Here is a 16010-nt window from a genome sequence, read left to right as displayed (position 1 = left end):
GTAGGACGCCGCCAAGCGAAGAACCACTGCCGATGTTATTCGGTGGTGGTTTTTATTTGCGTTTTTTACTATAGATCACAGGTGGAACAATTATAATACACGAAAAAAAGTATTTCCGAGAGATGCCCGCACATCTCTTGTTTGACTTTGTCCCGTTCCTCTGACACACTCATAAATGGATACATACATCACGTATCAGGCCATGATTTGAAAGATATCATAACTTAGAGAACGGGGTGCAGGACGACATGGAAATTCAGAAGTTAACCGTAGATGATTTTGAGCCAGCTATGGCACTCTCCGAGTATGCTTTTCAAGTGGTAATGAGTGAAGAACAAACGGAGAAGCGACGGAGTCAATTTGATTCACAGGATATATGGGGTGTATTTGAGGAGGGACAATTGGGTGCCAAACTTCACATTATTCCTTTTCAAACCTATATTCATGGGAGATCGTTTGAGATGGGCGGTATTGCGGGAGTAGCGACATGGCCAGAATATAGACGTAAAGGCTGGGTAGCGGGGCTGTTGAAACATGCTTTGGAAGAAATGAACCGTAAGAAACAAAGTATATCGTTTTTGCATCCGTTCTCTTTTGCATTTTATCGGAGATATGGATGGGAGACCTATGTTGAGTTTAAACGATATAAAGTGCCTACAGCTCATTTGCCAGCGAAAAAGGCAACCCCTGGAACAATTCGACGTGGCGATCCGGGACTCAGCATATTAAAGGAAGTATACAGTGCGTATGCTGAGCGCTATAACGGAACTTTGATCCGGGATGATGCGAGATGGGAGAACTCGGTTCTCACTAATGGAGCCAGCCAGAAGGCTGTATATTATGATGAAGCTGGTAAAGCACAAGGCTATGTTTTATATGAGGTTAAGGAAAGAAAGTTTACCATTAGAGAGATCATTTATCTGAATGAAGAGGCAAGACAAGGTTTATGGACCTTTATTGCGAACCATGATTCAATGATTGAGGAAGTCACTTTACAGGCACCAGCAAGTGATATGCTTGCTTTTCAACTAGATAATCCGCGGATACAGCAGGAAATTATACCTTTCTTCATGGCACGTATTGTGAGTGTTGAACAATTTATTTCACAGTATCCTTTTGCAAGCCCAGACTCACCAGTACAGATTAATCTCCAGGTAGAGGATGCACACGCACCTTGGAATGAAGGGGTATGGCAGTTGAATGTGGCTATGAACGGCACAGCATCGATATGGAAAACATCTGAGCCGGTAGCTAAAGATCAGACTGTTAAAGTAGATATTCAGGCGCTCACCGCAATGATGATGGGATATCGCAGACCCACAGAGATGGCTCAAATAGGTAGAGTTGAAGGACCAAATGGAGCGATTAAGGCTCTGGAGCAAGCGATTCCTGATCGGGAAACGTATTTACTTGATTTTTTCTGATTCTCATAGAATAACGAGTATTCTAGGATCATTTTCATAGACTGAACTTGTATAGCATTACGATGCTAGTTTAAAACTAATGGACTTCTCCAGCTATTTTGGAGAGGTTTTTTTGTGTCAGCCGAATATTTCGTGTAAAATCGTAAAAAATGAATAGTGCTCCCTCTTGGCAAAACCACAAAATATGCTATAATGTATATAAAGTCAAAGAAAGTCAAAGTCAACTAAAGGTTAAATACTTACGTAGCTTTCTTTCTGCAATCCGGTGGTGGGAGCCATTTTAAGGTAGTACACATCAGCGGATAAAAGCAATATTAAAGGACCTTCGAGCGTCCTTCGCTCTCCTGCTAAAGACCGTTGAAGATCAGTTTCGCTGTTTCCTTGATTGGTTAAATGGGTTGAGAAGAAGGTGTACTCTGTAGGGGCGTGTGGGTCCTTATTGACTTAACGTTTCAGACAGTGGAGGATGAGTGGATGCGTAATATCTCTGATATTATCGAACAATATCTGAAGAGTATTTTGCATGAAAGTCCCGAAGGAATGGTCGAAATTCAACGTAATGATCTGGCTGATCAATTTTCATGTGTGCCTTCCCAGATCAATTATGTCATCAGCACCCGATTTACACTCGAAAAAGGTTACCTTGTAGAGAGTAAACGTGGCGGCGGCGGTTATGTTCGCATACAGCGGATTGAATTGCCGGCTCACTCGGCTCTGCATAACCATTTGCACCATAGTATTGGAGATGAGATCGGGCAGACAGCTGCCGAAGGTCTGATCTACCAACTGGAAGAAGCACGTTTCTTGAGCAAAAGGGAAGCCGGGTTGATGCGGGCAGCTGTATCGAGAGAGATTATATTGGTCAAACTTCCTTACCGGGATCAAATTCGTGCCAGAATGTTAAAGGCGATGTTAATATCTTTGCTCGGTAAATGAAAACTATCGGGATCAAGGGGGTACATCATTGTGCTGTGCCAAGAATGCAACAAACGTCCGGCAACACTCCATTTCACGAAGATCGTGAACGGAGAGAAGACGGAATTCCATATTTGTGAGTCATGTGCTCGTGAAAAAGGGGAAATGATTCCCGGAACATCCAACGGATTTTCCATACACAACTTATTGTCCGGGTTGCTTGATTTTGAACCCTCAGGCAAGAATGGAAGTGCGGGAGCAACACCTGCGCAATCTCTTCGTTGTGAAGAATGCGGCATGACCTATTCACAGTTTAGCAAAATCGGCCGCTTTGGATGTAGTTCTTGTTATAAATATTTTGACAGTCGTTTGGACCCGCTATTCAAACGGGTTCATGGCAGCACTTCCCACGTGGGTAAAGTGCCTGCAAGGGCTGGTGGCCGCATCAAGGTCAAAAGACAGATTGCTGATCTGAAACGGGATCTTCAGGAGAGCATAACGCAAGAGGAGTTTGAACAAGCTGCTCAAATTCGTGATCAGATTAGGGAACTTGAAAAAGAAATAGCTCAGGAGTAAAGTTTGTGATGAGTAGGAGGGATGCGTAATGCCTAATCTTCGTTTTACAGAGAAGGCGCTCAGTGACTGGATGCGCAGTGATGCGGCTGATTCCGAAATAGTCATTAGCAGCCGGGTCCGGATCGCACGCAACCTGCAGCATTATCCGTTTCCGATGCTGGCTTCCAATGAGCAATCGGAAGAAGTGCTGAATAAGCTGAGCGAAGTACTTCAATACGATGACGTTCATGCCTTTGGAGATTTTCATACCTTGGATCTGATTGATATCGATGATCTTGACAAACGGGTGCTGGTAGAGAAACATCTGATCAGCCCTAGTCTTGCGAACGAATCCAGAAATGGCGCTGTTATTCTCAGTGAGGATGAATCTGTCAGTATTATGATTAATGAAGAGGATCATCTTCGTATCCAGTGCCTCTATCCGGGGTTCCAGGTGAAAGAAGCCTGGGAGAAAGCTTCCGCCATAGATGATGCTTTTGAAGCGCATGTGGATTATGCTTTTGATGACCGCAGAGGATATTTAACCAGCTGTCCTACAAATGTAGGTACAGGTGTAAGAGCATCTGTTATGATGCATCTGCCCGCTCTGGTGATGACACAGCAGATTGGCCGCATTTTAACCGCAGTCTCCCAAGTCGGACTGACTGTACGGGGAATTTACGGTGAAGGCAGTGAGGCGATGGGTAACCTATTCCAGATCTCGAACCAGATCACACTGGGACAGACGGAACAAGAAGTCATCGATAATCTGCATAGTGTTGTGTTACAGATGATTGGGCATGAGCGTACCGCCAGAGAACGGTTAATTACCGACTCTAGACTGCGAATTACCGACAGAGTTATGCGTTCATACGGCATTCTGTCACATGCAGCCATCGTCGATTCGAAGGAAGCCGCACAGCGTCTGTCTGATGTTCGACTTGGCGTAGATCTCGGCTTGTTGGACGGCTTGTCCATAACCGTGATGAACGAGTTGAATGTGATGACGCAGCCGGGCTTTTTGCAAAAAACATTTGGGGAAGACATGCGGACGGATGAGCGTGACATATATCGGGCTCAGTTGATCCGTGATACGATCAGTGCAGCCAATCAAAGCTTAGGTTGATCAAGAGTTGTTTATAAAGGTTTCACGCCGCATCTGCGGCTTTTATATAATAGAGCATTTTCTATAAATGAATGCTGAATGATTTTATTCGTAGCATGGCTGCAAACAAAAATGATATGAAGAATACGGTGGGATACTTTTAATAACAGCCCCCGTTTTATCCAAAACCATGGAGGTGCAGGAGATATGATGTTTGGAAGATTTACGGAACGGGCCCAAAAGGTGCTCGCATTGGCGCAGGAAGAAGCTGTCCGTCTTGGTCATAATAACATCGGTACAGAGCACATTTTGCTCGGCCTCATTCGTGAAGGCGAAGGCATCGCAGCCAAAGCGCTGATCGGCCTGGGACTCGGATTGGAAAAAATTCAAGATGAAGTAGAAACGCTGATTGGCCGTGGCCAAGAGCAACCTACGAACATTGCATATACGCCTCGTGCGAAAAAAGTAATTGAACTGTCTATGGATGAAGCTCGCAAATTGGGCCATACCTATGTAGGCACAGAGCATATCCTGCTCGGATTGATTCGTGAAGGCGAAGGGGTTGCGGCACGTGTGCTGAACAACCTGGGTATTAGTTTGAACAAGGCACGTCAACAAGTATTGCAACTGCTTGGCAGCAGTGAAGCTGTATCCAGTCATAACGGTACACCTGCCAATGTCAGCACACCAACACTGGACAGTCTAGCACGTGACCTTACGGCGTATGCCAGAGAGAACAACCTGGACCCAGTGATTGGACGTAGTAAAGAAATCGAACGTGTTATTCAGGTTCTGAGCCGTCGTACCAAGAATAACCCGGTACTGATCGGTGAGCCAGGTGTAGGTAAAACGGCCATCGCTGAAGGACTTGCACAAAAAATCATCGCCAACGAAATTCCGGAGACTTTGCGTGACAAACGTGTCATGACATTGGATATGGGTTCCGTTGTTGCAGGTACAAAATATCGCGGTGAATTCGAAGATCGTCTGAAAAAAATTATGGATGAAATTCGTCAAGCGGGTAACATTGTCCTGTTCATCGACGAATTGCATACCCTGATTGGTGCAGGCGGAGCAGAAGGCGCAATTGATGCTTCGAACATTTTGAAACCGGCTTTGGCCCGTGGAGAATTGCAGTGCATCGGTGCAACAACACTGGATGAATACCGTAAATATATCGAGAAGGATGCTGCCCTGGAGCGTCGTTTCCAACCGATCACGGTGGATCAACCTTCTCCAGAAGAAGCAATTCAGATTTTACACGGCTTGCGTGATCGTTACGAAGCGCATCACCGGGTGAAAATTACGGATGAAGCGATTGTACAGGCGGTTAAACTGTCTGACCGTTACATTACAGACCGTTTCCTGCCGGACAAAGCAATTGACCTGATTGATGAGGCGGGTTCCAAAGTAAGATTGAACTCTTACACGATCCCACCAAACCTCAAACAACTGGAAAGCCGTCTCGAAGATATCCGTAAGGAAAAAGACGCAGCGGTTCAAAGCCAGGAGTTCGAGAAAGCAGCAGCCCTGCGTGACACGGAACAAAAAATCCGTGAAGAGCTGGATGTAACGAAGAATCAATGGAAAGAAAAACAAGGTCGCACGGATTCTGAAGTAACGCCTGAGGATATCGCGCAAGTGGTAGCCAACTGGACTGGAATTCCGGTGAACAAGCTGAAAGAAGAAGAAACACAACGCTTGATGAACCTGGAGTCTATTCTACATGAACGTGTCATTGGCCAAGATGAGGCTGTGAAGTCCGTCAGTCGTGCAGTTCGTCGTGCTCGTGCCGGATTGAAAGATCCGAAACGTCCGATGGGTTCATTTATCTTCCTTGGTCCTACAGGGGTAGGTAAAACCGAGCTGGCTCGTGCTCTGGCTGAAGCGATGTTTGGCGATGAAAATGCAGTGATCCGGATCGATATGTCCGAGTATGGTGAGAAGCATTCGACTTCCCGACTCGTCGGAGCGCCTCCGGGATATGTGGGATACGAAGAAGGTGGCCAGCTGACAGAGAAAGTTCGTCGCAAACCTTACTCCGTCGTCCTGCTCGATGAGATCGAGAAAGCACATCCGGAAGTATTCAATATCTTGCTGCAAGTGCTTGAGGATGGTCGTCTGACGGATTCCAAAGGTCGCGTTGTTGACTTCCGAAATACGTTGATCATTCTGACATCCAACGTTGGTGCTGAAGCGATCAAACGTAACTCTACACTTGGCTTCACAGCAGTTGTCGATGCAGGCGCGGATTATGATAACATGAAGGGTAAAGTCATGGATGAGCTGAAGAAAAGCTTCCGTCCAGAGTTCCTTAACCGGATTGATGAAATTATCGTGTTCCACTCCCTGGAACAGAAACACATTGCAGAGATTGTTACACTCATGAGTGAGGAGCTTCGGAAACGGCTACGTGAATACGAGGTTGACTTCGAACTCACCGACAACGCCAAGGATTTCCTTGCCAAAGCCGGTTTCGATCCAGCTTATGGTGCGCGTCCGCTTCGTCGGGCGATCCAGAAGCATATCGAAGATAAATTGTCTGAAGAGTTGCTCACGGGTAATGTGACCAAAGGTGATTCGTTGCTCATCGATGAAGAGAACGGAGCATTGTCTGTAACGAAAAAAGACGTTGTTGTTCCTTCAACTGAGGAAATTGAAACGAAATAAGTGACACTTAACTAGTGACATAACTATTGAATCTGATGTATAAAACAAAAATCCTTTCTGACTTTAGTCGGGAAGGATTTTTGTTTTTTTTGTGCCAGTCAGAGCCCCGAAGCAGTTGTTTATCAGAAAACAAACTTTGAACTGGCTACGAACATGTGTAAAGTTTGCGATAATCCTTTACGAAAAATCTCAAACAATGGTAAACTTTTATTAACCCCGCACGTCAGGGAGTTTAGGCAAAATTCGTCGAAAAATGCAAAATGCTGTTATAAAATAAATCCTAGGAGTGCTGAAGTGGCCAAAGTTAAAACCAAGTTTCAGTGTACGGAATGCGGCTATGAAGCCCCCAAATGGTACGGCAAATGTCCGGGTTGTCAGTCTTGGAATTCAATGGTGGAAGAAACCGAAACGGTGGTCAAAACACAAGGGAGAAATTCCCCTCTTTTTGAGAGTAAAGATAAGCCACTTCCCATCATAGATATAGATAGCGGTCAGGAACCGCGTGTACAGACTGGAATTGAAGAGCTGAACCGGGTTTTGGGCGGCGGAATTGTTCCAGGATCTCTCGTTCTGGTGGGCGGAGACCCCGGAATCGGAAAATCAACGTTGATGTTGCAAACATCTCATGCATTGACTCATTCAGGTTTGCGCGTGTTATATGTCTCAGGCGAGGAATCAGTTAAGCAAACGAAATTGCGAGCTGACCGTCTGGGTGCGCTGTCTCCTGAGTTATATGTACTATGTGAGACCAATATGGAGCGGGTTGAGGAAGCGGTGGAGCAGATCCAGCCGCATTTTCTAGTCATCGACTCCATTCAGACCGTATATCTGCCAGAAGTCACCAGTGCTCCCGGCAGTGTAGCTCAGGTAAGGGAATGTACATCACGGTTCATGCGGATCGCCAAAGGGCGAGGCATTGCAACCGTACTTGTGGGGCATGTTACGAAAGAAGGTGCTATTGCCGGTCCACGTATGTTGGAGCATATGGTGGACTGTGTTCTTTATTTTGAAGGAGAGCGGCATCATACGTATCGCCTTCTACGTGCGGTCAAGAACCGTTTTGGTTCGACCAATGAGATCGGCATTTTTGAAATGGGCGAAGATGGACTTCGTGAAGTAGGTAACCCTTCTGAGCTCTTCCTGTCAGAACGTCCACTCGGTGTGGCTGGTTCTACCGTAGTTGCCAGCATGGAGGGCACACGTCCTCTGCTTGTGGAATTGCAGGCATTGATTTCGACCACACATTTCCCTTCCCCCCGACGTATGGCGACAGGGGTAGATCTCCATCGATTAAATTTGATTATTGCGGTACTGGAGAAACGGATGGGCATGTTCTTGCAAACACAGGATGCTTATTTGAACGTAGCTGGTGGCGTGAGATTAGATGAGCCGGCAGTGGATTTGGCGGTTGCTGTAAGTATCGCATCCAGCTTGAGAGATGTGCCGACCAAGCCAGATGACGTCATTTTTGGGGAAATCGGTTTGACGGGTGAAGTTCGGGCGGTTTCACGGGCTGAACAACGTGTGAAAGAAGCTCAAAAATTGGGCTTCAAGCGTGTCATTTTACCAGAAAAAAGCTTAAAGGGCTGGAAACATCCTCGCGGGATACAACTGATCGGTGTGAATACCGTGGCAGATGCACTAGCGGTTGCTTTAGATTAGGGGGCATAACAAGATGAAAGATTCGAGCCAACTGGATAATATGAACGAATTGTTAAGGCTGATTGCACCAGGTACACCTTTCCGCGAAGGTCTGGAGAACGTGCTGCGCGCCAAGACGGGTGCACTGCTGGTTGTAGGATACAGCCCTGAAGTGATGGAAGTAGTGGATGGAGGATTCTCGATTAACTGTGATTTCTCCCCGAACTATCTGTATGAACTCGCCAAGATGGACGGTGCCATCATCCTTAGCGAGGATTTAAAGCGTATCCTATACGCCAATACTCAGCTCATTCCTGACTCATCCATTTCTTCATCTGAGACAGGGATCCGTCATCGGACGGCTGAGCGTGTCGCGAAACAAACAGGCAAATTAGTTGTATCTATCTCGCAGCGCCGGAATATTATCACCTTATATCAAGGAACACTACGGTATTCCCTCAAAGAAATCGGGGTTATTTTGACCAAGGCGAATCAAGCGATTCAAACCTTGGAGAAATACAAAGCTGTATTGACACAGTCCCTTACGAATCTGAGTGCCTCCGAGTTCGAGGAACTGGTGACGATTCCTGAGGTGGTCAATGTCATTCAGCGTACGGAAATGGTTATGCGTATCAAAACGGAAATCAAACGTTACATTCATGAACTGGGTAACGAGGGACGTCTGATCTCCATGCAGATGGAGGAACTCGTCGGTACAACGGAAGAAGAAGCCTGGTTGCTGTATAAGGACTATGCACGTGATGACAGTGATGACAAAATCCGTGAGATTATTGTTGGTCTGAAAAGATTGTCGGACGATGAATTACTGGATGCACATCATATCGTACGTCTGCTGGGATACCCTTCGTCAGCGGCTACGTCCGAAGATTCGGTTGCACCTCGCGGATATCGGGTATTAAATAAGATACCCCGCTTGCCGAATGTCATCATCCATAACCTGGTGGATCAATTCGAACAATTGCCTCATGTCATTATGGCTACAATTGAAGAACTGGACGAAGTGGACGGGATTGGAGAGGTACGCGCCCGAACCATTAAGGAAGGTCTCAAGCGTTTGCAGGAGCAGATGTTTATTGACAGACAAATGTAAGGGTTTGCCTATAACGGCTTGAAAATAATGAGGTGAAACAACGATGTTAACCAGATTCATTCCGAATCTCTTTACCTTGGGTAATCTGTTTCTTGGAATGATGGCAATCCTGCTTGCAATTGATGGGAATTATAGTTTGGCTGCCATTTTGGTCATTATTGCGATGTTGCTGGACGGTCTGGATGGCCGTGTGGCACGTGCGCTTAATGCCCAAAGTGAGTTTGGTAAAGAACTGGATTCTTTATCGGACATGGTTTCATTTGGTGCAGCTCCAGCCCTAATTATATTTATGGTCTCGTTTCAGGACGCAACTTCGGTTCTCGCCTGGATCGCAACCGCAAGCTTTCCAATTTGTGGGGCTATTCGGCTTGCCCGGTTTAACGTTCGTCCAGGCATCCCTGGGTACTTCACAGGTTTGCCGATTCCAGCGGCAGGAGGGGTTCTGGCAACACTGTCCCTATTTAACAAGGATATCGGTCCTGTAAGTATGATGATTGCGACATTGCTGTTATCTTATCTGATGGTAAGTTCGCTGAAATATCCTAATTTCAAAAAGGTTGGTCTGCCGCGCAAGGCAATCTGGATTGCACCTTGGGTTATCGTCTTTGCAATAGTGGTGGCGGTCATGTTTCCAGAACAATTGTCCAAATTGATCTTTATTCCACTGGTGTTATACGCTCTATATGGAATGAAGCATAATATGCGGACGGCAGCCTCACGTAACCGGGCCAAAAAGCGTAAAGAAGAGAAGTCTTCCCGCCCTTCCGATCGCTAAGCATTCCATCATTTTTGGAAAATACAAAGAAAGCACGTACGCTCCTGACAGGAGAATGCGTGCTTATTTTTGTTTTTCAAATCTATACGGTACTTTACCATTTGCAACGAAATACGTATTGTTTACGACAAATTGAACATCCCTAACGTCGAACATTTCTGTGACTCGTGATTTACGACCTCTTCCATGTTGATGTCCAGCAGATTGCAGAGAGCCGACATATAAAACAGGTTCCGCCCCAGTTCAGAGCTGATCACCTCTTTGCAATTCTCGCACAATTCACCTTCCACATGCGTTTCCAGCAGGCCTTTTGATTGAGCAATATCGCTCTCTGGGGCATATTTCTGCTTGGTGGCGTGCAGCTCAATGCAGCCGCATTCGGTAATGGCCTTGGACACGGCACGGTTGACAGAGGCGCCGGCTTGTCCTGTTTTGGACAGTACATCAATCAGGCTGCGATGACGCAGCAACAGCTCGGAAACTTGATCCTGAAAAGCCTGTAAACTTAGCGTACTCATTTTTGCTACTCACCTCGGGATATGAATTGAATTCATTATATGCCAATAATTTACCTTCTTTCAACTGACGATTGCAACATTTCCAAAAAGTTCTTCAAAAGCGGGATTAGCAATCTGGGAATTGGATCATACTGGATATAAAGATGAAGATATATTGAAGGAGGTGCAGGGACTTATGTGGAAAAAAGGCATTTTAACTTTTACAGGATTGTGCGGTGCATGGTTCGGCTACACGGCATATCATCTGGCAGGAAAATCCGTCCCTTGGATGGCTGAATGGATTCAATCAGCAGGATTGTTGGGGGCTGGGGTATCGACCCTACTTGGTGCTGTATTGTTTATGTCCGTATGTAACATCGGTGGAACATTAATGGCAACCAGACTGCATAATAGTATTGACTCTTTGGCTAAAGTACCGATGAATGAATTGGCCGCAGGTGCGGCGGGTACAGTTGCAGGACTGCTGGTGGCCTTGCTGTTATATCCTTGTGTGGCATGGCTCGGAACGGCCGGAGAGGTGCTGCAGGTGGCGTTGACGGTCGTAAGTAGCTATACAGGCTATATGCTTGCCATGGCGAAGAAAGACGATCTGGCGGCCTTCTGGATGTCAGGACGCTGGGGTCATCCTGAGGTGGATGAGGACAGACGGATGGAAGAGCACAAAATTTTGGATACCAGTGTAATTATCGATGGTCGCATCGCGGATATATGCAAAACCGGATTTATCGAGGGTACGATTGTGATCCCGGAATTCGTTCTGGAGGAATTGCAGCATATTGCTGATTCTTCAGACTTGCTCAAGCGGAACAGAGGACGACGCGGGCTTGATATTCTGAATAAAATTCAGAAGGAATTGGACGTCAAAGTGCTCATCTACGAAGGTGATTTCGAGGAAATTTCCGAAGTGGACAGTAAACTGGTCAAGCTCGCCAAGGTGCTTCAGGGCAAAGTTGTCACCAACGACTTCAACCTGAATAAGGTCTGTGAACTGCAAGGCGTATCCGTGCTAAACATCAATGATCTCGCCAATGCTGTTAAGCCGGTGGTATTGCCAGGTGAGGAGATTATGGTGCAGATTATCAAGGATGGTAAGGAACACGGTCAAGGTGTAGCCTATCTGGATGATGGAACGATGATCGTTGTGGAAGGCGGACGCGAGTATATCGGCATGATGATGGAAGTGCTGGTGACCAGTGTGCTGCAGACATCAGCAGGAAGAATGATTTTTGCCAAGCCGAAACTGTTGGAAAAAGCCCAATAAAGCGGTATGATGGGTAGTGTATCGTTAGAGGTTATAATATAACTGTATTATATCTCCGAACGGTAAACTGACAGACAAGGCAGGGATTGCGGCATGGATAAAGGGTGGGGTGTTGTCATTGTGGCGGCAGGTCGGGGGACCCGGATGGGAACAACCGAGAGTAAGCAGTTTCTGCTGCTGCAGGACAAGCCCGTTTTCATACATACGCTTGAAGTGTTTGCGGCTATGGACGAGGTCAGCGAAATGGTGCTGGTCACGGGAGCTGCCGATGTTGAACGCTGCCAGGATTGGGTAAAAGAATACCGACTGGAATCACGTGTCCGTGTCATCCCCGGAGGGAAAGAGAGACAGCATTCAGTCCACGAAGGCCTTAAGGCACTAGGGACAGAATGGGTCCTCGTTCACGACGGGGTACGTCCTTTTATAAACCGTAAGCAGATTATGGGGTGTATGGAGGCCGCCATGTCGGGTGGAGCAGCTGTACTGGCCGTTCCAGTGAAGGATACGATCAAACAAGTAAATGCGGATGGAATCGTTACGGCGACGCCGGACCGCAGCAGTCTGTGGAGCATCCAAACCCCGCAGGCTTTTCGTCTTTCTTCCCTGCTGCTTGCGTACGAATCAGCGGACCGGGACGGATTTCTGGGGACGGATGACGCAATGCTGGCTGAACGTCAGAGGATGTCGGTCAAGGTTGTGGAAGGCAGTTATACGAATATCAAATTAACGACGCCGGAAGATTTGGAATACGCCGCGTTTTTGCTCAAGGGAGAGAAGAAGCGATGATACGTGTAGGACAGGGATTCGATGTACATCAACTGGTAGAGGGACGCCCATGCATTATTGGCGGGGTCACGATTCCTTATGAAAAAGGACTGCTGGGTCACTCGGACGCAGACGTGCTGCTGCATGCCATCAGTGATGCCATTCTTGGCGCGCTTGCACTTGGGGACATTGGCAAACACTTCCCGGATACGGATCCGGAATTCAAAGATGCGGATAGCTTGAAACTGCTGGAGCATGTGTGGCAGCTGGTGAAGGATCGTGGATACCGTCTGGGAAACATCGATTCAACCATAATTGCACAGAAACCGAAGATGGCACCTTACGTTCCGCAGATGGCCGAGGTTATTGCCAAAGCACTTGAAGCGGATGTAACTCAGGTGAATGTCAAAGCGACAACAACAGAGCAACTTGGATTCCCCGGACGGGGAGAGGGTATAGCTGCCCAGTCGGTTGTTTGCCTTGTTCGCGTGTGATATCATCAACCAATTAGAGACGGAGGGGATATTATGAGCACCGAAGTTCGCGTGCGCTACGCGCCGAGTCCAACGGGACACCTGCATATCGGGAACGCCCGTACGGCGCTGTTTAACTATTTGTATGCCAAACATAATAACGGCAAATTCATTATTCGTATTGAGGATACGGACGTGAAACGCAACATTGCCGGTGGTGAAGAAAGTCAGCTGAAATACTTGAAATGGCTCGGAATCGAGTGGGACGAAAGTATTGATGTCGGCGGCGAGTACGGACCATACCGTCAGACGGAACGTTTGGACATCTATCGTAAGTATACCCAGGAACTGCTGGACAAAGGTCTGGCTTACCGCTGTTACTGCACGGAAGAAGAGCTGGAGCAAGAACGTGAGGAACAGACAGCACGTGGAGAAACTCCGCGTTATTCGGGTAAACACCGTGATCTGACACCGGAGCAACAGAGCACATTTGAAGCGGAAGGCCGTGTGGCGAGTATTCGTTTCCGTGTACCGGAAGAACGCATTTATACGTTTGATGACATGGTCAAAGGAACAATCTCATTCAACAGCAAGGAATCTGGCGACTTCGTTATTGTGAAAAAAGACGGCATTCCCACGTACAATTATGCAGTTGCTGTGGATGATTACCTGATGAAGATCTCTCACGTCCTGCGTGGCGAAGATCACATCTCTAACACACCGCGTCAACTGATGATTTATGAAGCGCTTGGCTGGGAGCCGCCGCAATTCGGTCATATGACGTTGATCGTGAATGAAAACCACAAAAAGCTGAGCAAACGTGACGAGTCCGTTATTCAGTTTATTGAACAATATGATCAGCTCGGCTATCTGCCTGAAGCGATGTTTAACTTCATCTCCCTGCTTGGCTGGTCCCCTGAAGGCGAAGAAGAGATCTTCTCGCAGGAGCAGTTGATCTCCATTTTTGATACGAAGCGTCTGTCCAAGAGCCCGGCGGTATTTGATACCCACAAGCTGGCTCACTTGAACAACCACTACATCAAAAATGCGGACCCGGATCGTATTGCCGAAATGGCGATTCCACATCTGCAAAAAGCGGGACGCATTGCCGCTGAGCTGTCACCTGAACAGAAAGAATGGGCATATACGCTTGTTCATCTCTATCAGGAGCAAATGAATTCTGCCTCTGATATCGTGGAATTGTCGGAAGTGTTCTTCCGTTCTCACCTGGAGCTGGAAAGTGAAGGGGCTGCTGTACTTGCTGAGGAGCAGGTACCAACCGTTCTGAAGGCATTTGCGGATAAAGTACAGGCTAGCGACGAATTTACACCAAGCAAGATGGCTGCGCTGATCAAAGAAGTTCAGAAAGAGACCGGATTTAAGGGTAAACAGTTGTTTATGCCGATCCGTGTAGCTCTGACAGGACAGACTCATGGCCGTGATCTGAACCAAACGATTGTATTGCTTGGCCGCGATACGGTGATTGATCGTCTGCATGCTCAGGTAAAAGGCGCTTAATTAACGCCCTTGTTTAGTCTACTTTGGACTTAAGGATGAAACTTCGTTTATACCGATATGAAGGAAGATTGTTGTCAGTCCATAACCTTTTCGCTATAATAGCAACACAAAGGTTAAATGGTATGATTTTATCATTCATCATAAAAACAGCAAAGACCGGGAGAAGTAGGCTGAACCGGACAGATTCAGAGAGGATGGTCCCGCAGTAAAGAACAAGTTTCTTTGCTGCGGTGGCTGTGAGCCATCCGCTGTTCGTCAGTCGAAATGCACCCGTGAGCTGCATAGCCGAATCCGGCCCCGCCTCTCGTTATCTAGAAGAGAGGAAAACGTCAGGATAGGTTGTGACGGTTGGTTCCCGTTACGGAACTGTTGAGGGTTCATTCTTGTGCAAGGATGTGAGGTGGCTATAACATGCCTCCAATTCTTGCATGTTAAGGCGTGAACCGAGCAGAGTGGGACCGCGATAAACGCCTCTGTAGCTTAAATAGCTGCAGGGGCGTTTTCTATTTAGGTCGAGTCGGAAGTACACTACCATGAGGGCCGCGCCGTCCGGTAAGCCGGAGGACGAAGACCTGAACAAGAGGGGAACGAGCATGTTCAAGAAGATCAGATCAGATATCCAGGCGGTGTTTGAAAACGATCCGGCGGCCCGGGGATGGTTTGAAGTTGTATTTACCTACTCGGGGCTGCATGCGATATGGGCGCACCGGGTGGCACACTTTTTATACAAGCGGAAATGGTTCTCTTTCGCCCGGTTCATTTCACAGGTCAGCCGTTTTATGACAGGCATCGAAATCCATCCCGGCGCTACGATCGGCAATCGGTTATTTATTGACCATGGCATGGGCGTCGTGATTGGGGAAACATGTGAAATTGGCGACGATGTTGTCATCTATCAGGGGGTCACACTTGGCGGAACGGGTAAAGAAAAAGGGAAGAGACATCCGACAATTGGCAATAATGTGGTTATCTCATCCGGGGCGAAGGTGCTAGGTTCCTTCAGCGTGGGGGATCAATGTAATATTGGTGCGAACTCGGTTGTGCTGAAGGAAGTCCCTTCAAATAGCACCGTTGTAGGCATACCGGGCAGAATCGTGAAGCAGGATGGCCGCCGGGTGGACCGTCTGAATCAACAGCTTCCCGATCCGGTCATCGATTCCCTGCGCACGATGCAGCAAGAAATCGAACGATTGCGTGAAGAAGTGCGTACTCTGCAGAGTACACGTGAAAGTGAGTTTTCCCGTGGTACAATAGAATAATGATGGAAACGGATGAAAGG

14 protein-coding genes are annotated in these 16010 nt (G+C 47.2%); 13 read left to right on the top strand and 1 reads right to left on the bottom strand.

Going from position 1 to position 16010, the window contains the following annotated elements:
* Nucleotides 1-248: 248 nt before the first annotated feature.
* From DC345_RS27400 to pssA, 8 genes are all read left to right on the top strand, one after another.
* Nucleotides 249-1424, top strand: coding sequence for a GNAT family N-acetyltransferase (locus tag DC345_RS27400; protein ID WP_113055855.1), 1176 nt, complete (start codon nt 249-251; stop codon nt 1422-1424).
* A 474-nt stretch (nt 1425-1898) separates the two neighbouring features.
* Nucleotides 1899-2360, top strand: coding sequence for a CtsR family transcriptional regulator (locus DC345_RS27395; protein ID WP_024633618.1), 462 nt, complete (start codon nt 1899-1901; stop codon nt 2358-2360).
* Between the two features lie 30 nt (nt 2361-2390).
* Complete coding sequence (locus DC345_RS27390) at nt 2391-2915, top strand: protein-arginine kinase activator protein McsA (protein ID WP_113055854.1); 525 nt, start codon at nt 2391-2393, stop codon at nt 2913-2915.
* 28 nt (nt 2916-2943) lie between these two features.
* Complete coding sequence (locus DC345_RS27385; RefSeq protein WP_113055853.1) at nt 2944-4020, top strand: protein-arginine kinase McsB; 1077 nt, start codon at nt 2944-2946, stop codon at nt 4018-4020.
* A 186-nt stretch (nt 4021-4206) separates the two neighbouring features.
* Nucleotides 4207-6669: an ATP-dependent Clp protease ATP-binding subunit gene (locus DC345_RS27380; RefSeq protein ID WP_076292149.1), complete on the top strand. Its 2463-nt coding sequence runs from the start codon at nt 4207-4209 to the stop codon at nt 6667-6669.
* Between the two features lie 294 nt (nt 6670-6963).
* Nucleotides 6964-8331: a DNA repair protein RadA gene (gene radA / locus DC345_RS27375; RefSeq protein ID WP_063567409.1), complete on the top strand. Its 1368-nt coding sequence runs from the start codon at nt 6964-6966 to the stop codon at nt 8329-8331.
* 13 nt (nt 8332-8344) lie between these two features.
* On the top strand, nt 8345-9421 hold the full coding sequence (gene disA / locus DC345_RS27370; protein WP_076292150.1) for a DNA integrity scanning diadenylate cyclase DisA: 1077 nt from the start codon (nt 8345-8347) through the stop codon (nt 9419-9421).
* Between the two features lie 43 nt (nt 9422-9464).
* Nucleotides 9465-10196 (top strand): CDP-diacylglycerol--serine O-phosphatidyltransferase, encoded by a 732-nt coding sequence (gene pssA / locus DC345_RS27365; RefSeq protein WP_113055852.1) that lies wholly within the window; start codon nt 9465-9467, stop codon nt 10194-10196.
* A gap of 122 nt (nt 10197-10318) precedes the next feature.
* Here the strand turns inward: pssA and DC345_RS27360 are convergent, their stop codons facing one another.
* A complete protein-coding gene (locus tag DC345_RS27360; RefSeq protein ID WP_024633611.1) occupies nt 10319-10714 on the bottom strand; it encodes a nucleoside triphosphate pyrophosphohydrolase family protein in 396 nt (131 codons plus the stop codon).
* 175 nt (nt 10715-10889) lie between these two features.
* Between DC345_RS27360 and DC345_RS27355 the strand changes: the two genes are divergently transcribed.
* The 5 genes from DC345_RS27355 to cysE all read left to right on the top strand — a co-directional run bounded on the left by DC345_RS27355 (nt 10890) and on the right by cysE (nt 15990).
* Nucleotides 10890-11975, top strand: a complete 1086-nt coding sequence (locus tag DC345_RS27355; RefSeq protein WP_113055851.1) for a PIN/TRAM domain-containing protein — start codon at nt 10890-10892, stop codon at nt 11973-11975.
* A 93-nt stretch (nt 11976-12068) separates the two neighbouring features.
* The gene (gene ispD / locus DC345_RS27350; protein ID WP_113055850.1) at nt 12069-12761 is read left to right on the top strand and encodes a 2-C-methyl-D-erythritol 4-phosphate cytidylyltransferase; all 693 of its coding nucleotides are present in this window, start codon (nt 12069-12071) and stop codon (nt 12759-12761) included.
* The gene (ispF, locus tag DC345_RS27345) at nt 12758-13234 is read left to right on the top strand and encodes a 2-C-methyl-D-erythritol 2,4-cyclodiphosphate synthase (RefSeq protein ID WP_053779226.1); all 477 of its coding nucleotides are present in this window, start codon (nt 12758-12760) and stop codon (nt 13232-13234) included. The genes ispD and ispF overlap by 4 nt, the downstream gene beginning before the upstream one ends.
* Nucleotides 13235-13267: 33 nt before the next feature.
* Nucleotides 13268-14731 (top strand): glutamate--tRNA ligase, encoded by a 1464-nt coding sequence (gltX, locus tag DC345_RS27340; RefSeq protein WP_113055849.1) that lies wholly within the window; start codon nt 13268-13270, stop codon nt 14729-14731.
* A gap of 593 nt (nt 14732-15324) precedes the next feature.
* Entirely contained in the window at nt 15325-15990 is a 666-nt protein-coding gene (cysE, locus tag DC345_RS27330) for a serine O-acetyltransferase (RefSeq protein ID WP_113055847.1), read from the top strand.
* Nucleotides 15991-16010: the final 20 nt, after the last annotated feature.

Source organism: Paenibacillus taichungensis, assembly GCF_003287275.1.
GTDB lineage: Bacteria > Bacillota > Bacilli > Paenibacillales > Paenibacillaceae > Paenibacillus > Paenibacillus taichungensis_A.
The sequence above is the reverse complement of the archived record's forward strand: the minus strand, read 5'-3'. Positions and strand labels throughout refer to the sequence as shown.

Bases quoted from the DNA above. Each gene is read 5' to 3' on its own strand.
- DC345_RS27360 (WP_024633611.1), bottom strand. From the start codon at position 10,714: ATGAGTACGCTAAGTTTACAGGCTTTTCAGGATCAAGTTTCCGAGCTG.
- DC345_RS27395 (WP_024633618.1), top strand. From the start codon at position 1,899: ATGCGTAATATCTCTGATATTATCGAACAATATCTGAAGAGTATTTTG.
- DC345_RS27400 (WP_113055855.1), top strand. From the start codon at position 249: ATGGAAATTCAGAAGTTAACCGTAGATGATTTTGAGCCAGCTATGGCA.
- gltX (WP_113055849.1), top strand. From the start codon at position 13,268: ATGAGCACCGAAGTTCGCGTGCGCTACGCGCCGAGTCCAACGGGACAC.
- cysE (WP_113055847.1), top strand. From the start codon at position 15,325: ATGTTCAAGAAGATCAGATCAGATATCCAGGCGGTGTTTGAAAACGAT.
- ispD (WP_113055850.1), top strand. From the start codon at position 12,069: ATGGATAAAGGGTGGGGTGTTGTCATTGTGGCGGCAGGTCGGGGGACC.
- DC345_RS27385 (WP_113055853.1), top strand. From the start codon at position 2,944: ATGCCTAATCTTCGTTTTACAGAGAAGGCGCTCAGTGACTGGATGCGC.
- DC345_RS27355 (WP_113055851.1), top strand. From the start codon at position 10,890: ATGTGGAAAAAAGGCATTTTAACTTTTACAGGATTGTGCGGTGCATGG.
- ispF (WP_053779226.1), top strand. From the start codon at position 12,758: ATGATACGTGTAGGACAGGGATTCGATGTACATCAACTGGTAGAGGGA.
- pssA (WP_113055852.1), top strand. From the start codon at position 9,465: ATGTTAACCAGATTCATTCCGAATCTCTTTACCTTGGGTAATCTGTTT.
- DC345_RS27380 (WP_076292149.1), top strand. From the start codon at position 4,207: ATGATGTTTGGAAGATTTACGGAACGGGCCCAAAAGGTGCTCGCATTG.
- disA (WP_076292150.1), top strand. From the start codon at position 8,345: ATGAAAGATTCGAGCCAACTGGATAATATGAACGAATTGTTAAGGCTG.